Source organism: Marivita sp. (genome assembly GCF_020055635.1).
Taxonomy (GTDB): domain Bacteria; phylum Pseudomonadota; class Alphaproteobacteria; order Rhodobacterales; family Rhodobacteraceae; genus Marivita.
The window spans coordinates 1-15,383 of the sequence record NZ_JAIPUT010000030.1 but is presented as its reverse complement, the minus strand read 5'-3'; the positions used below and the strand labels follow the sequence as shown (position 1 = coordinate 15,383).

Sequence of the window (15,383 nt, the reverse complement as noted above, 5' to 3'; positions counted from 1 at the left end):
GCCGGGCGAGTCCTGAAAGCCACACTGGCCTGCTTGCCACATCAAAACCCGGTGCGGGGAATTCCATCCGGGGTTGCCCTGTGCAATCCTTCCGCCACGCGCCCGACAAGAGGCGCGGTTCGAGGTAACTGATGACGCAACACCGCTCACGACCGGCCCTTGGGGGGCTTGTGTTCTTCGCAGGCTCGTTCTGCGTTGGGGCCTATTTCATCTTTGCCGCCGTTCAGGGCGATTACGGCGTGTTCCGCCGGGCCGAAATCGTGGTGGAAACACGCGAGCTTCAGGCAGAACTGGCGGATCTCCGGGTCGAGGTGGCGCGGATGGAAAACCTCACGCGGCGCCTGTCCGACACCTATCTCGATCTGGATTTGCTGGACGAACGCGCCCGCGACATGCTGGGCCTGGTGCGCACTGACGAGATCGTGGTGCGCTGAGGCGGACCTGCGCGGTTTACGCGAACATCGCCAGAAGCCCCAGGAACGGCAGCGCCGCAAGGATGTCGGCCATGCCGTCATCGCCTGCACTATCTTCATCCTCCATCGCCGCCGCCTCTTCTTCCGCGAGCATTTCATCCGCAAATGACGTGGCGGGCACGGTCGGGAACGGAAACTCGGCCTCTTCGGATTCGACCGGTGCTTCTTCTGTCTCGACCGGGGCGTCTTCGGCGAAGGGATCGATGATCGGGGCCGGCAGTTCGTCGGCCGCGCCTTCGGAAATCACGTCCTGAAAGTCGCGCGACGGGGTAAAGCCGAACATGCGGACCTGCATGATCTCGCCCTCGTCCATCTGGACTGACAGGCTGGTGCCCTCCATCACGGACGCCGGATCGATGCTTTCGACCAGGGCGTCCGAGCTGTTCGACCCGATGGCATCGCCCTCGGCCACGCCCAGCACCGTGATTTCCACCCTGCCCGCATCCGCCACGAGGCCGGAAAAATCGACCGTCGTGTCCGCGCCGCCCGCTTCGGTTGCGGCGACGTAGAACAGGAGTTCGTCCGGTTCCCAGAAGCCGTGCAGGGCGATGCCGTCTTCCTCGACCTCGGTATCGGCCCCGGCTTCGGGCGTCAGATCAAGCGTCGTCTTGCCCGGAAGCGCCTGCTGCATCATGTTGAAGATCGCGCCACCGGGGGTCAGGTCGGCTTGACCGTCATCAAGGCTCAGCGTGTTGGGCGTGTTCTGGATGAGCGGCCAGACATGCGCGTTTTCAACGTCGTAGCGCAGGAATTCTTCCATGACATTGATCATTTCATGCGACTGGTGCAGCCCGTAATCGCTGTTGCGGTCAAGCGATCCGGTGTTTCCGGCGGTGTTCCATTCGGTCACCGCGATCTGCGCCTCGGGGATCTGTTCGCCCCATGTCTCGTCGGTGTTGTTGAGGAAGAAACTGCGCTGGCTCTCGTTCACCTGGCCGCGCGAATAGACATGCACCGCGACCTGGTCCACCGCCTGCTGTTCGGCCTCGCTGTCGAACTCTGACAGGATCATCTCGTTCGCGACATGGGTCCAGTTGATCTCTCCCGAGCTGAAGAGGCTGTCTTCGCCAAGCGACAGGCCGTGGCTTTCGTTCAGCGCGGCAAGGATATCGGCGCTGCTCATGTCATCGCCATAGAGGTCCGACAGGCGCGCGAAATTGAAGTTCGTGCCCGATTGCACGATGATGTCCGCATCCGAATTCTGCGCATCCAGCTCGTCATTGACGATCACGGCCATTTCGCTGGCAAGGCGGCCGTATTCCACGGAGGACATCTGGCCGCTGCCCCAGTATTCGTTGCCCAGCTCGAAAGCCTCGACCTCGGCATCGCCGTGCACCCCGGTCACCACGTCGCGCACAAACCCGCGCAGCGCATCTTCGTCGATGGCGGCAAAGCGGTCGCCATTGGTATCGGCGGTGTCCGAGAGCAGGTTGCGCGTCGGGATCACGATGGTGACCGCCAGCCCCTCTTCTCCGGCATAGGTCAGCGCTTCGTTCAGCGGGATGAAGTCGCGCGTCTCGCCGGTGTCGCGGTCGGTGACCACCGATGCGTTGGGATCGGTGATGTCGAAATAGCGTTCGGTCAGCGACCCGCCCGGATAGCGGAACGAACCGACGCCCAATTCCTCGATCAACCGGTCATAATCGCCGCCCTGTTCCAGGGTCGACCGCGTTGCAAGGACATTCGCCCCGAACAGGCCCTGAGACGCCTCGGATCCCATGAATCCATATGCAGCGATTTCTGGCATGAATGTGTTCCTTGCAGACGGTGAGGCCCCAATCTGTCCTTATTTCCGCCTTGATGTCTCTAGAATTGGTTAATCCCGCCCAAATTCGGCCATGATTGTCCGGTGCTTCGGAACAGTCCGGGGGCAAGGGCTGCCATTGTTTTGACATAACCTCGCCGGGCTCCTCCGGTTCCCCCGAATCGCCTTGTGTTGCGCAGATCGGCTCTTGCGTTTCGCCGGGCCTTGATCGTAGGCTTTCCCTAAAAGGTTTAACGCTAAACTTCTTGCAGGGAGGCGCCCCATGGCGGCACGCAAAACATCGGCAAAGCCAACCGGCCAGCCGAATGTCTCGGCAGAGGACCTGACCGCATATTACCGCGACATGCTGCTCATTCGCCGGTTCGAGGAAAAGGCCGGCCAGCTATACGGCATGGGCCTGATCGGCGGGTTCTGTCACCTCTATATCGGCCAGGAAGCGGTCGTCGTCGGGTTGGAGGCCGCCGCCGAGGAGGGTGACAAGCGCATCACCTCCTACCGCGACCACGGGCACATGCTGGCCTGCGGGATGGACCCGAACGGCGTGATGGCCGAACTCACGGGACGCGAGGGCGGCTATTCCAAGGGCAAGGGCGGCTCCATGCACATGTTCTCCAAGGAAAAGGATTTCTACGGCGGCCACGGCATCGTCGGCGCGCAGGTGCCTCTGGGCGCCGGGCTGGCCTTTGCCGACAAGTACAAGGGCACCGACCGCGTGACATTCACCTATTTCGGTGACGGTGCCGCCAACCAGGGCCAGGTCTACGAGACCTTCAACATGGCCGCCCTTTGGGCGTTGCCGGTGATCTTCGTCATTGAAAACAACCAGTACGCCATGGGCACCGCCCAGAAACGCTCGACCTCGACCCCCGACCTGCACACCCGCGGCGAAGCCTTCGGCATCCCCGGCGAAGCGGTCGACGGCATGGATGTGCTGGCGGTCAAGGCGGCGGGCGACAAGGCCGTGAAACACTGCCGCTCCGGCAAGGGGCCCTATATCCTCGAGATCAAGACCTACCGCTATCGCGGCCATTCCATGTCGGACCCGGCCAAGTACCGCACCCGCGAAGAGGTCCAGAAAATGCGCGAGGAACGCGACTGCATCGAACATGTGCGCGAGATGCTGCTTCAGGGCGGCCACGCGACCGAGGAAGACCTCAAGGCCATCGACAAGGAGATCAAGGCCGTCGTCAACGCCAGCGCCGATTTCGCCCGCGAAAGCCCGGAACCCGGCCTCGATGAGCTGTGGACCGATATCTATGCCGAGGAGGCCGTGTGATGGCGACCGAAGTTCTCATGCCCGCCCTCTCGCCGACGATGGAAGAAGGCACATTGGCCAAGTGGCTGGTCAAGGAAGGCGACACCGTTTCCGCCGGTGACATCATGGCCGAGATCGAAACCGACAAGGCCACGATGGAATTCGAAGCTGTGGACGAAGGGATCGTCGGCAAGATCCTGATCGCGGAAGGCACCGAGGGCGTGCGCGTGAACACCCCCATCGCCGTGCTGGTCGAGGAAGGGGAAAGCGTCGAAGACGCGGAACAGACCGCGCCGCCACAACAACTGGTGGCAAAGGACAAGGCGCAAAGCTCTGAAGATCAGGCGGCGGCGGGCATGTCGCACCCCGAACCCGCCCGCGCCATCGCCAAGGCCGAGACGCCATGGCCCGAGGGCACCAAGACCAGGCAGACAACCGTCCGCGAAGCCTTGCGCGACGCCATGGCCGAGGAAATGCGCCGCGACGGGGACGTCTTCCTCATGGGTGAAGAGGTCGGCGAATACCAGGGCGCCTACAAGATCAGCCAGGGGCTTCTCGACGAATTCGGCGCGCGCCGGGTGATGGACACACCGATCACCGAACATGGCTTTACCGGCATTGCCGTGGGGGCCGCCTTTGGCGGATTGCGCCCGATCGTCGAATTCATGACGTTCAACTTCGCCATGCAAGCCATTGACCAGATTATCAATTCCGCCGCCAAGACGCTCTATATGTCCGGCGGACAGATGGGCGCACCCATGGTGTTCCGGGGTCCCAACGGCGCCGCCGCCCGCGTCGGTGCGCAGCACTCACAGGATTACGCGGCGTGGTACGCGCATATCCCCGGGCTCAAGGTGGCAATGCCCTATTCGGCCTCGGACGCCAAGGGGCTGCTCAAGACCGCGATCCGCGACCCGAACCCGGTGATCTTTCTCGAGAACGAAATCCTCTACGGCAAGAGCTTCGAAGTGCCCGAGATCGAGAATTACACCGTGCCCTTCGGCAAGGCTCGCATCTGGCGCGAAGGGTCGGACGTGACCATCGTCAGCTTCGGCATCGGAATGGCCTACGCGCTCGAAGCCGCTGAAAAGCTTGCAAAAGACGGGATCGAGGCCGAAGTGATCGACCTGCGCACCCTGCGCCCCATCGACTATGACACGGTGCTGGCGTCGGTCCAGAAAACCAACCGCTGCATCACGGTAGAAGAAGGCTTTCCCGTCGGTGCCATCGGCAACCACCTGTCGGCGGTGATCATGGAACGCGCCTTCGACTATCTGGATGCGCCGGTGCTGAACCTGACCGGCAAGGACGTGCCGATGCCCTATGCGGCGAACCTCGAAAAGCACGCTCTGGTGACCACGTCCGAGGTGGTCGAGGCGGCGAAAAAGGTCTGCTACCGATGAGTGATGACCTGATCGTCCGCACCCGCGATGTCGCCCGCGAGGCGTATCACGTGGAAACCCCAGCAGGGGCCGCCTTCGTGCCGGAATGCCTGATGGACAAGTTCCCGAACGAGGCGCGCCCATCGCATCAATCCGCCTATGAATGGATCGGCGCACATCGGCGTCAGATCACCGGGGCGGTCGCGGCGCTCAAGGCGGGGCGCAGGCCCAAGGACCCCTATGACCTCATCACCCTGATCGAGGAGACCTGACATGCCCATCGAAATCCTCATGCCCGCCCTGTCCCCCACGATGGAAGACGGCACGCTGGCGAAATGGCTGGTCAAGGAAGGTGACGCGGTGTCTTCGGGCGACGTGATCGCCGAGATCGAAACCGACAAGGCGACGATGGAATTCGAAGCCGTCGATGAAGGTGTGATCGGCAAGCTGCTGGTGGCCGAAGGCACCGAGGGCGTCAAGGTGAACGCCCCGATCGCGATGCTGCTCGAAGACGGCGAAAGCGTCGATGATCTGGGTGCGCCCGCCACGCCGAAAGAGGCCCCCGCCTCTTCGAACATCGCACCCGCCGAGGCGTCCGAGGCGACAGCGCCGGCACAGGGCTATGGCCGCGGCGCGGCTCCGCAGACACAAAGCCCTGCAGGCGATCGCATCTTCGCCTCCCCTCTGGCGCGCCGGATCGCCACCGACAAGGGTCTTGACCTGGCCCAGATCAACGGCTCCGGCCCGCGCGGCAGGATCGTCAAAGCGGATGTCGAGGCGGCAACGCCTCAGGCTTCCGCAGCGTCCCCGGCTCCAACATCCGCCGCCCCGACGGCCCCCCAACCCGCAGATGCCAGCGCCGTGGCCCGCATGTACGAGGGCCGCGCCTATACCGAAGTGCCGCTGGACGGGATGCGCAAGACCATCGCCGCACGTCTGACCGAGGCCAAACAGACCATCCCGCATTTCTACCTGCGCCGGTCCGTGACCCTCGACGCGCTCATGGCCTTCCGGTCGCAACTCAATGCTCAGCTGGAAAAGCGCGGCGTGAAACTCAGCGTCAATGATTTCATCATCAAGGCCTGCGCGCTGGCCCTGCAAAAGGTGCCCGCCGCCAATGCCGTCTGGGCCGGTGACCGCCTCCTGCAACTGGAACCGTCCGACGTCGCAGTGGCCGTCGCCATCGAAGGCGGACTCTTCACGCCGGTCCTCAAGGACGCGCACCAGAAATCCCTGTCCGCCCTCTCCGCCGAGATGAAGGATCTGGCCACCCGCGCCCGCGACCGCAAGCTCGCACCCCATGAATACCAGGGCGGCAGCTTTGCCATTTCAAACCTCGGCATGTTCGGGATCGAGAATTTCGACGCGGTCATCAACCCGCCGCACGGGGCAATCCTCGCCGTCGGCGCGGGGATGAAAAAACCGGTGGTCGGCGAAGACGGCACCATTACCGTGGCAACCATGATGTCGATGACCCTGTCCGTGGATCACCGCGTGATCGACGGCGCGCTTGGCGCAGAGCTGCTGCAAGCCATCGTCGACAACCTGGAAAACCCGATGGCCATGCTGGCCTGATTCCGGTTTCTCCGGTTCAGAAATATCCCGGGGGAGTCGCCCATGGGCGACGGGGGCAGCGCCCCCTGTTTCCGTCAACGGAAACAGGCGATGCGTCACCGCATCGCCACCCTCACCTCACGCGCCGGAGCGCAGAATCTGGTCCATGCTGATCGATGGCTGCGAACAGCCCGCCTCACCGACGATGCGCGCAGGAACCCCCGCCACGGTCTTGCAGGGCGGCACTTCCTCCAGCACCACGGAGCCCGCCGCCACGCGCGAACAATTGCCGACGCGGATATTGCCCAGCACCTTGGCCCCGGCCCCGATCAGCACACCGTCGCCGATCTTGGGATGGCGGTCCTCCTCTTCCTTGCCGGTCCCGCCCAGCGTCACGGAATGCAGCATCGACACGTTGTCGCCGACCACGGCCGTCTCGCCGATCACGATGGAATGGGCGTGGTCGATCATGATCCCCTGCCCGATCTTCGCCGCCGGGTGGATGTCGACGCCAAACGCCTCGGAACAGCGCATCTGGACGAAAAAGGCCAGATCGTGCCGACCCTGCCGATAGAGCCAATTGCCCAGACGATAACACTGGATCGCCTGGAACCCTTTGAAGAACAAGAGCGGTTGCAGGAACCGGTGGCAGGCCGGGTCACGCTCGTAGACCGCCACGATGTCGGCCCGCGCCGCCATGGCAAGGCTTGGATCGGATGCAAAGGCCTCGTCGCAAATCTCGCGCAGGATCTGCTCGGTCATCTCGCCATTGGCCAGTTTGAGCGAAATCCGGTAGCTCAACGCCCGCTCGAGGCTCGGATGGTGCAGCACCGAATAATGGATCATCCCGCCCAAAAGCGGTTCCTTGGCCACAGCCTCGTCGGCTTCCCTGACGATCCGGGCCCAGACCGGGTCCACCGAAGCAAGTTTTGCGCGCGTTTCAGCCATGCCATCTCTCCTTTGACGTGCCGAATATAGCAGATAGGATCGAAGAGCGAAAACGCAAAGCTGTGATTGAAGGGATCAACCGATTGAATGAAAAAGGCCGAACCCGGTTTCGGGGCCTGATCCTGAAACGCCTGCAAGAGCTTGATGCCGAGGACGACCTCGGGCGCGACAGCCAGTCCGTCGTTTCGCTCGATCAGCAGGCGGTGGGGCGGCTCTCGCGGCAGGATGCGCTGCTCAGCCAGTCCATGGCCAAAGCCGCACAAGCCCGCCGGGACGGTCAGCGCAAAGCGCTCTTGGCGGCTCTGGTGCGCTTGGACGAAGACGAATTCGGCTATTGTGAAGACTGTGGCGAAGACATTGCCGCCAAGCGGCTCGAACTCGACCCGACCGCCACCCGCTGCATCAGCTGCGCCTCTGGCTGATCCACCCTCTCCAGCAACGCCGACAGAACACATACCCAGGCGCCCAGCGCGTGACGCGTCTGGAACGACGTATCCCCCTTGCCTGCATGTCTCTGCGCACTCGCCAGCAGGCTGCCATCACCATAGATCGGATGCGCCGCATTCTGTGTTCGCCGATACGCTTCGGCCAGCGCAGCCTCGTGCAGCAGCCGGGCCATCGTCTTGTGCCGCAGGACCGGCGGCACCGCCGACACCACCGCGACGGCGGCCAGCACATCATTGTAGATCACCGGCATCATACCGATACCGAGATCGTTGCCTTTGGCCCGGGACCAAAACGCGACGACACCTGTGCGACTTCGAATTCCACACTCCCTGCGATCCCGTCCTCGGCTTGCATGTCCGACGTATAGGTCCAGGCTGACGTTCCGACCTCGACCTCGCGCAGCAGTGCCCCCTCAGACACGACCCCGATGCGATATGCCTCGGTATCCTCCCCCAAGGGGATGTCCGGCAAATCCCAGCCGTCCGCCTCGATCCGCGCGCGACGCACCCAGCGGACCGCGAGACCCGCCGCGTCGCGTTCAACGGACAGATGCACCGGGCTGTACGGCCGCAATCCAATTCCCGTGAACGCATGCAGGCTATGTCCATACGCCGCGTGATCATAAGGCTTGTCGGCAGGCCCGATCCGGAAATGCCGCTCCTGTCCCCTCAGCGCCAAGGACAGGTCGATCTGGCGCGGCGTGCCGTCCAGCAAGACGAAATAGGCTCCGGGGGGCAAATTCTCGGGCATCAGGGCATCCGTACCGACCTGTCCGCGCAATAGCTGGCCCAGACGCCACAGCCCGTCCCCGATCAACGTGGCGGTCCGGAACTGGAATACCTCCCACTGATCCGGCTCACCGGTGCCGACGGCGGCCAGGTTTGCGCCGCCCAGCAGCCCCGTCTCGGACACCGACGCCAGAGTACCGCTGGTCAAGGCCACTTCGATCTGCGTGCCGAGATCGATCAATCCTGCACGTGCCCGGGGCACCGCGGTCATTGTCACGCCGATGGTCGAAGCCGTCGCGATCAGCGTGTTCAGCACATAGCCCGCATCCTCGGCCGCGTCATACACCGCCACATCGCCCGGCCAGGGATCGGCCGTCACCGCCAGATGCGGCGCATGGGGCAGCTCGTCGCCCCGGATCAGCGGCAGGTCGAGGAAAAGCGGGAGAACAGGCCCACTTGCCACGAACCGCCGCGACGGTGTCGGATCGTCGGGAAAATCCGCCGGATGGTACACCTCCGGTTCGACTCGCACCGCGTCGATCAGCTGATGCGTCGTCTGCTCCACCCGGTCGATGCGCACGGTCATGTCGCCGGCCTCATTCGGCAGCCGAACGACATCACCTGCGCCCAGCGCACTTTGCGACAGCGGCAAGGCAAAGCGCACAGCATCTCGCGACACCCGCGCTTCGCTCAGCCAGCGCTCGACCGCCTGCCGCCCCTCGGGCCGCGTCAACAAGAGCGGCACCTCGCTTTCGGCTACGGCGTGCGTGTCTTCGTCCGGAAGCACGGATTCCTCGGCAATATTGCGATAATCGCCATCCGCCTCGACAAAATTCAACCGCACCCGGCCCGACATCTCGGCCTCGGAGCTGCGCGATTGCGTGATCTCGCTGCCAAGCTCGGGATGTTGCGCCAACTGCGCCATGTCGAGGGAAACCGCCCGCGCCCCGTCGCGATTGCGGAACACCAGCACCCCGTCCCGTTCGATCGCATCGAACCCGTAGGCGATCATCAGCGGCTGCAAAGCCCGCCGCGCATCCGCCACATCCGGCGCGAGATAGCCGCGCACAAACCCGTACAGCGCGCTGACGTCATAATCGCGCAGCCCCGACCGTTCGCAGATCTCGGCGACGACAGACGCCAGCGTCCGCCCCGACACACGCCCGTTGATCCAGTGGCCGCGCCGGTAGTTCGGCCCATCCGACCACATCTCGTCCACATTGGGAAACCACGGATAAGGCCGCGCATCCCAGGCCCAGACAAATACCCGCCCCATGTCGATCATCGGGTCGCCATAGAGACCGGACACAGGGTTATGCGCCGGATCCCCCCAATACGACAGCATCGCGCGCAGGTATTGGTGCTGGATCAATTCGTCTCGCAACCCGTTGGAATAAGACGGCAATGTGCTCTCGGAGCTCTTGGGATCAAGAAACTTGTTCGGCTCGTTCGTCGCCTTGTTGACGGCCGCGCAGCCGATCTCCGTGAACCAGACCGGCTTGCTTTCCGGCACCCACTCCGTTGAAGCCGCTTGCCGGACCCCGCCGATCCGGTTGTGATGCGGCTGCGACCACCAGTTGCGGATGTCCTTGTAGCGGTACACCCAAGGCTCGCCATGGGCGCCGTCGGTGATCGGCTCCCGCGCCTGCAGATCGCGCGCCTCCTGCGACGGATAATACCAGTCATAGCCCTCGCCACCGGCGACATTCGCCCGCAGGTATTCAAGGTTGTAGATCGCCCCCCAACCCGCATCGGCATGGTCTTCGCCATCCCGCCAATCCGAAAGCCGCATGTAATTGTCGATCCCGATAAAATCGATATTCGGATCGGCCCAAAGCGGGTCGAGGTGGAAATACACGTCGCCGCTGCCATCCTGCGGATGATACCCGAAATATTCCGACCAGTCGGCGGCATATCCGATCTTCACTTCCGGCCCGAGGATCGCGCGACACTCCGCCGCCAGCACCCGCAGCGCCTCGACCGCCGGAAAACCGGACGCGCCGCGCAACTGGGTCAGGCTGCGCATCTCCGACCCGATGCAAAACGCGCTGACACCTCCTGCCACCGCACAAAGATGGGCCTGATGCAGGATGAACCGCCGATAGCCCCACTCCGCCTCCGGCCCGGAATAGACGATCGCCCCGTCCTCGATTGCAAAATCCGAAACCAAGGCAGCCCCGAAGAACGCCGCCACCTCGTCATCGATCATGCTGGTCCCGGTCAAATCCCCCACCTGCCCCGGTGCCACGCTTGCCGTGATCCGGCCCCGCCAAGGCAGCTTGGGTTGGCCCACTTCTCCGGTCCAGGGATCGGGCAACACATTGCCCGGCATCTGCTCCATCAGGATGAACGGGTAATAAAGAACCTCCACCCCCTTGGCCGTCATGTCGCGGATCGCCTGCACCACCGACGCGTCGCAGGGCGTGCCGCCATAGACCGGACGGCCTTCGTCCACCGGCACCACATCTGCATCAACCCGCGCCAAACCGCTGACCCTCCAAGGCATCTCGGCTGAATCCAGTGTCGTCTGTTCGACCTTCGGCTGGATCACACAATCGCCACACCGCAGGTCGCTGCCGAACCAGCTCACCACCAGCGACGCGGCCCCGCAATCGGGCACCTCGTCCTGGAGATGCCTGAGCGAAGTGACGAAGTCCGGCCGGTCCGACGGGCTGTTCACGTTGACGACGCTGGACTTGCCCGCGCCACCGTCCAAAGCCACCGCCTCGGTCGCCAATGAATACTCCCCCGTGCCCGGGATCATCGCCACCGCGCGAATGTTGAACGGCACATCCTCGGGATCGTCCTGCACCGGCCGCGTCACCTCGAAGGAAAACTGCGGCACCCGGTTGCCGAACCTCTCCAGATCGAGGTCCTCGAACACCACGTAGGCGGTTCCGCGATAGGCAGGCACTGTACCCGCTCCCTCGACCGCCTCCATCTTTGGATCGGGCAACTGGTCGCGCGACCCCGGATACATCCGCATGTTCACATCATAGACCGAGATCTCGGCCCCATCGGCCCAGATCCGGTTCACGCTGGTGATCTCACCTTCACACAGCGCCACCGCCAGGCTGACCGAATAGCTGTATTCCTTGATCTTCGGCTGTTGCGACAACCCCTTGCCGCCACCCGAGGTCGATACGGCCTCCTTGAACTGCGTCGCCCAGATGATGTGCCCGCCGACCCGCATGCGTCCGTAAATCTGCGGGATCGGCTGACCTTCGCCCGCCGTGCTCAACCGCAGACGGTCCAGCCGCCCGGTCTCGATCGTGCGTCCCCCGGCCCCGAGGATGCGCTGGTCGATGGCCCGACCAAGCGTCGCGCCTGCGAACCGGCCCACCGCCGTCATCGACAGGCCAAGCACCGATCCGCCAAGGCTGCCGCCCAGCGCCGCGCCCGCCGCAGAAAGAACCAGAGTTGCCATGAGAATTATCCTTCCTGAAGGGCCGGGAACCCGAACCGCGCCACGATGCGCCGCTGCCACGGCGCGCTGAGCGACGTTTCCAGGACCCCGTGCCCGGAATAGGCGTGCACGAAGCTTGCGAACTCACCGACACGCGCCTGAAGCCCCAAATGTTTCGCAACACCGCGATCCCGCATCCGAAACAGGATCACATCGCCCCGCGCGTCGTCATCCACGGGTTTGCTCACCATCACCGCGCTCAACCCGCGCCACAGCGCTTCGTCGCCCTGCGGTTCCGACCAATCCGGGGTGTAGGCCGGCACATCGCCCGGCTCCGCGCCGTACAATCCACGCCAAACCCCACGCAGAAGCCCCAGACAATCCGCGCCCGCTCCGCGCAAGCTTGCTTGATGCACGTAAGGCGTCCCGATCCAGCGCCGCGCCTCGGCCACGATGACATCCCCCGTCATCGCAGGCTCCCACCACCGCGTGACCGGGTGGCCGTCGGATGGATCAAGACCCACTCCTCCTGCGGAATGTCCGGAAACCCCTGAAAATTCACCACGTTGTCGAACTTGGCGCGACAGGTCTCGAACCGCTTGTCACACCCCACGATCAGTTTGACCCGATCTCCGACAGCCACCGCAGCCCGTAATGGTTCCCACAGATCAACCGCGCGCGCGCCATCCTCGAACAGCACATCGCGCTTGATCGCTGCCCACAAGCCTTCGGCAGAGCCATCCAAGACCGTCAAACGCCCCCGCTGGAACCACGCAGCTTCGAACCCCGACGCTCCGGCCAAAATCAGCGCACCCTGATCGCTGACCTCGGTCACGATGGCCTCGGCCCACATTCCCTCCGCCTCGGTATCCACCCCGCAGGCCGCATCGCCCAGCACCGCCAAACATGGCGCCTGGTAAACACGTCCCACAGGCCGGTTGAGCCATTCCGTCAGCCCCCGCAACTCTGCCGTGAACGCGCCACCGCTCCGCGTGATCTCACCCAGCGATCCCCGAAACAGCACCTTGCGCGCCGTTACATCCGCCCAGTTGACCAGCCATGCCGTCACCTCGGCCCCGTCAAAGCGCCCGGCAGCGATATCCGCCTCGGTTACGCTGGCATCGGACAGCGCGCCAACCGCTTCGGAATTGTCCACCGCAAGCCCCGTCCCCTGCTGCACCGCTGCGGCACTCATTCCGGTATCGGCGCGAAACACCAAGCCGTCAAAGCTCAGGTCAAGATCGTGATCGGTAAACCCGAACCGCCGCCCATCCTTGCGCCGGACCTCCCAGGCCCGCGCAACCGTCGTGACCCCGATGGCCAGATGCGCGCCCAGCGCCTCTGCGCCACTCATACGCGCAGCTCCACCACCGGCACATCCGGCACCTCACCCGCCTGAAACGTCGCCGCACTGGTCTGGATGCAATCCGTGTCAAAGCGCACCGGCACGTCGAATTCGAACCCTGCGGTCACCGACACACCCGATGCAGGTGCCGCAAAGAACGACACGACACCTGTCGCCGCATCAACCGCAAAATCCGCCCCCTCGACCTGAAGCACCCCGCCCAAGGCAACGATAACGCTGCCCGCAACTGGCTTGGCCACTGGGCGCAGATACACCGCATCTCCCGACACATAGGCCTTTCGCAACGCAAACTCGGTGACCAAACCATCCCCAGTCCCAATCACCTGATCCGTGGCCGACACCTGCGCCGAAGGCTTGCACGACTTGAAATCCGCCCAGTCCTTCCAGCGAAACCCGTACATCTGCCCGCGTCGCGCCTCGAAAAACGCGATCAGCGTGTCGATGTCGTCCATCGACCGCAGCCCGATCCCCGCATCATACCGCCTGCTCGAATGTGCCCAGGGCGTGTTGCGCTCCTCGAACCCGCTGGCCAGAGTGACCACGTCCGTCCGCCGCTCCGGCCCGCCAATGGAGCCGAAACTCAGCGCCGTCGGAAACCGCACCTCATGAAACTGCATGCTCTTCCCTCCTTACAGGTTGCGCTGGCCAGCACCCAGAACCCGGCCCATCTGCGCCGCGATCTGGCTCTGCGACCGCCGGAAGCCCTGCACATCGGGCGTCGAGATGTTCATGACCACGTTCACCGGACGCCCCCCGCCACCGCCGCGCACACCCAGCTTGCCATCCGGCCCGCGCGCCAGTGGCATGATCGCCTCCGGCCCGGCCTCGCCCATCAACCCAACACCGCCCCGCATCGGAAATGTGGTCGGCCCGCTGATCACGCCGCCATCCGCAAACGGCATCACGCGACCCTGCGCAAAGCTCGCGCCATCGGCAAAGGGCAGCAGGTTGCTGATCCCCTGCATGACCATCCCGCTCAGGTGTTCCTTCACAGGGTTCACCGCCGCGCGGTAACTCGCCCCGATCATCGACTGCGCGATCGAACCCAGCGCATCCGACAGCTTCATCCCGTCGAACACCACGCCATCGATCGCCCGGCTCAAACCCCGGTTCAGCGCGCCTTCCAGCTTGGACGCATCCTTGCCGGTCTCCGACAGCGCCCCGCGCACCTTCGCCATCTCGGCCTGAAACCCGCCCGCCATGCTCGACGCACCCGCAAGCGCCTCTTCCAAAGCGCTCACCTGCGCCTCGAAGCCGTCGATCCCGTCAAGTTCAATCATCTCGGTTTCCCCGCTTGTCCGGATAGGCCGCCATCAACGCGTCCAACCCGCTTCGCCCCAAAGGCGCTGACCCGCCTCCCAACAGCAGATGCAACTCTGCCGGGGTCAGCGCCCAGAACTCCGCCGGACGCAGACCCAATCCGCGCATTCCGGCGCGCATGAGCGACGGCCAGTCGAACCGGCTCACGCCTCACCCACCGGCACAAAGGCCCGCGCCAGCAATTCCGCCGCCACCCGCGCCGCCATCAGCGGCCCGCCTTCGATCTCCGCCGCCAGCAAATCCGCCGCCGTCCCGCGCCAGCCCCCGCCGCGCAATCCGGCGACGATCAGCGCCAGTACATCCCGGCTCGAACAGGCGCTGCCCTCGAACCGCGCCACCAGATCGACCAGCGTATCGGCCTTGAGGCCCGCCTCCAGCTCCGCCAGCGCCCCCAGCGTGAGCCGCAGCACATGCGGCTCACCGTCGATCACCAGCGTCACCTCTCCGCGCCAGGGGTTCGCCATGCTCAGACCGCCGCCGTGAACGCCACGACACCGGCCGAGGCCAGCGACAGCTCATAGGTCGCCTCGCCATTATGCGACCCGGCATAGTCCAGCCCCGTCACCTGGAACGGTGCCTGCACCACGCCGAAATCCGGGATGATCACCTGGAACGCGGGCGTCTGGCTGTCGAAGAAGATCTGCCGCGCGCGCTCGTCCGTGCTGGCATCCTTGAACACCCCGGCCCCCGAGATCGCGACACTCCGCACCCCGGCCCCCGCAAGCAATTCGCGCCACCC

16 protein-coding genes are annotated in these 15,383 nt (G+C 64.3%); 6 read left to right on the top strand and 10 right to left on the bottom strand.

All coding sequences use genetic code 11. The features are described 5' to 3' along the window. Positions 1-131: 131 nt before the first annotated feature. Complete coding sequence (locus LCF60_RS14405; RefSeq protein WP_292292692.1) at positions 132-434, top strand: septum formation initiator family protein; 303 nt, start codon at positions 132-134, stop codon at positions 432-434. Positions 435-450: 16 nt separating this feature from the next. On the opposite strand, the gene LCF60_RS14400 is transcribed toward LCF60_RS14405, so the two are convergent. Then, complete coding sequence (locus LCF60_RS14400) at positions 451-2,220, bottom strand: hypothetical protein (protein ID WP_292292691.1); 1,770 nt, start codon at positions 2,218-2,220, stop codon at positions 451-453. 280 nt (positions 2,221-2,500) lie between these two features. Here LCF60_RS14400 and pdhA point away from each other — a divergent pair, with 280 nt between their 5' ends. The 4 genes from pdhA to LCF60_RS14380 are packed head-to-tail and all read left to right on the top strand — an operon-like array spanning position 2,501 to position 6,450. Further along, the gene (gene pdhA / locus LCF60_RS14395; protein WP_292292690.1) at positions 2,501-3,514 is read left to right on the top strand and encodes a pyruvate dehydrogenase (acetyl-transferring) E1 component subunit alpha; all 1,014 of its coding nucleotides are present in this window, start codon (positions 2,501-2,503) and stop codon (positions 3,512-3,514) included. After that, entirely contained in the window at positions 3,514-4,896 is a 1,383-nt protein-coding gene (locus tag LCF60_RS14390; RefSeq protein ID WP_292292689.1) for a pyruvate dehydrogenase complex E1 component subunit beta, read from the top strand. Before pdhA ends, LCF60_RS14390 begins: the two co-directional genes overlap by 1 nt. Continuing rightward, positions 4,893-5,147: a hypothetical protein gene (locus LCF60_RS14385; protein WP_292292688.1), complete on the top strand. Its 255-nt coding sequence runs from the start codon at positions 4,893-4,895 to the stop codon at positions 5,145-5,147. The genes LCF60_RS14390 and LCF60_RS14385 overlap by 4 nt, the downstream gene beginning before the upstream one ends. Position 5,148: 1 nt before the next feature. Continuing rightward, on the top strand, positions 5,149-6,450 hold the full coding sequence (locus LCF60_RS14380; RefSeq protein WP_292292687.1) for a pyruvate dehydrogenase complex dihydrolipoamide acetyltransferase: 1,302 nt from the start codon (positions 5,149-5,151) through the stop codon (positions 6,448-6,450). A 117-nt stretch (positions 6,451-6,567) separates the two neighbouring features. On the opposite strand, the gene cysE is transcribed toward LCF60_RS14380, so the two are convergent. Continuing rightward, entirely contained in the window at positions 6,568-7,377 is an 810-nt protein-coding gene (gene cysE, locus LCF60_RS14375; protein WP_292292686.1) for a serine O-acetyltransferase, read from the bottom strand. 83 nt (positions 7,378-7,460) lie between these two features. Between cysE and LCF60_RS14370 the strand changes: the two genes are divergently transcribed. Next, complete coding sequence (locus LCF60_RS14370) at positions 7,461-7,799, top strand: TraR/DksA C4-type zinc finger protein (RefSeq protein ID WP_292292685.1); 339 nt, start codon at positions 7,461-7,463, stop codon at positions 7,797-7,799. A 274-nt stretch (positions 7,800-8,073) separates the two neighbouring features. On the opposite strand, the gene LCF60_RS14365 is transcribed toward LCF60_RS14370, so the two are convergent. From LCF60_RS14365 to LCF60_RS14330, 8 genes are all read right to left on the bottom strand, one after another. Continuing rightward, complete coding sequence (locus tag LCF60_RS14365) at positions 8,074-11,979, bottom strand: glycoside hydrolase/phage tail family protein (protein ID WP_292292684.1); 3,906 nt, start codon at positions 11,977-11,979, stop codon at positions 8,074-8,076. Between the two features lie 5 nt (positions 11,980-11,984). Further along, positions 11,985-12,428, bottom strand: a complete 444-nt coding sequence (locus tag LCF60_RS14360) for a peptidase (RefSeq protein WP_292292683.1) — start codon at positions 12,426-12,428, stop codon at positions 11,985-11,987. Beyond that, on the bottom strand, positions 12,425-13,312 hold the full coding sequence (locus LCF60_RS14355) for a DUF2163 domain-containing protein (protein WP_292292682.1): 888 nt from the start codon (positions 13,310-13,312) through the stop codon (positions 12,425-12,427). Before LCF60_RS14355 ends, LCF60_RS14360 begins: the two co-directional genes overlap by 4 nt. Beyond that, on the bottom strand, positions 13,309-13,941 hold the full coding sequence (locus LCF60_RS14350; protein WP_292292680.1) for a DUF2460 domain-containing protein: 633 nt from the start codon (positions 13,939-13,941) through the stop codon (positions 13,309-13,311). The genes LCF60_RS14355 and LCF60_RS14350 overlap by 4 nt, the downstream gene beginning before the upstream one ends. A 12-nt stretch (positions 13,942-13,953) precedes the next feature. After that, positions 13,954-14,604 (bottom strand): phage tail tape measure protein, encoded by a 651-nt coding sequence (locus LCF60_RS14345; protein ID WP_292292679.1) that lies wholly within the window; start codon positions 14,602-14,604, stop codon positions 13,954-13,956. Continuing rightward, positions 14,597-14,791 carry a rcc01693 family protein gene (locus LCF60_RS14340; protein ID WP_292292677.1) on the bottom strand — a complete coding sequence of 65 codons (195 nt, stop codon included), beginning with the start codon at positions 14,789-14,791 and terminating at the stop codon, positions 14,597-14,599. Before LCF60_RS14340 ends, LCF60_RS14345 begins: the two co-directional genes overlap by 8 nt. Then, entirely contained in the window at positions 14,788-15,108 is a 321-nt protein-coding gene (locus LCF60_RS14335) for a gene transfer agent family protein (protein WP_292292676.1), read from the bottom strand. Before LCF60_RS14335 ends, LCF60_RS14340 begins: the two co-directional genes overlap by 4 nt. A gap of 2 nt (positions 15,109-15,110) precedes the next feature. Next, positions 15,111-15,383 (bottom strand): phage major tail protein, TP901-1 family (locus LCF60_RS14330; protein WP_292292674.1); only part of this gene is annotated, 273 nt, incomplete at its 5' end.

Bases quoted from the DNA above. Each gene is read 5' to 3' on its own strand.
- LCF60_RS14405 (WP_292292692.1), top strand. From the start codon at position 132: ATGACGCAACACCGCTCACGACCGGCCCTTGGGGGGCTTGTGTTCTTC.
- LCF60_RS14400 (WP_292292691.1), bottom strand. From the start codon at position 2,220: ATGCCAGAAATCGCTGCATATGGATTCATGGGATCCGAGGCGTCTCAG.
- pdhA (WP_292292690.1), top strand. From the start codon at position 2,501: ATGGCGGCACGCAAAACATCGGCAAAGCCAACCGGCCAGCCGAATGTC.
- LCF60_RS14390 (WP_292292689.1), top strand. From the start codon at position 3,514: ATGGCGACCGAAGTTCTCATGCCCGCCCTCTCGCCGACGATGGAAGAA.
- LCF60_RS14385 (WP_292292688.1), top strand. From the start codon at position 4,893: ATGAGTGATGACCTGATCGTCCGCACCCGCGATGTCGCCCGCGAGGCG.
- LCF60_RS14380 (WP_292292687.1), top strand. From the start codon at position 5,149: ATGCCCATCGAAATCCTCATGCCCGCCCTGTCCCCCACGATGGAAGAC.
- cysE (WP_292292686.1), bottom strand. From the start codon at position 7,377: ATGGCTGAAACGCGCGCAAAACTTGCTTCGGTGGACCCGGTCTGGGCC.
- LCF60_RS14365 (WP_292292684.1), bottom strand. From the start codon at position 11,979: ATGGCAACTCTGGTTCTTTCTGCGGCGGGCGCGGCGCTGGGCGGCAGC.
- LCF60_RS14360 (WP_292292683.1), bottom strand. From the start codon at position 12,428: ATGACGGGGGATGTCATCGTGGCCGAGGCGCGGCGCTGGATCGGGACG.
- LCF60_RS14355 (WP_292292682.1), bottom strand. From the start codon at position 13,312: ATGAGTGGCGCAGAGGCGCTGGGCGCGCATCTGGCCATCGGGGTCACG.
- LCF60_RS14350 (WP_292292680.1), bottom strand. From the start codon at position 13,941: ATGCAGTTTCATGAGGTGCGGTTTCCGACGGCGCTGAGTTTCGGCTCC.
- LCF60_RS14345 (WP_292292679.1), bottom strand. From the start codon at position 14,604: ATGATTGAACTTGACGGGATCGACGGCTTCGAGGCGCAGGTGAGCGCT.
- LCF60_RS14335 (WP_292292676.1), bottom strand. From the start codon at position 15,108: ATGGCGAACCCCTGGCGCGGAGAGGTGACGCTGGTGATCGACGGTGAG.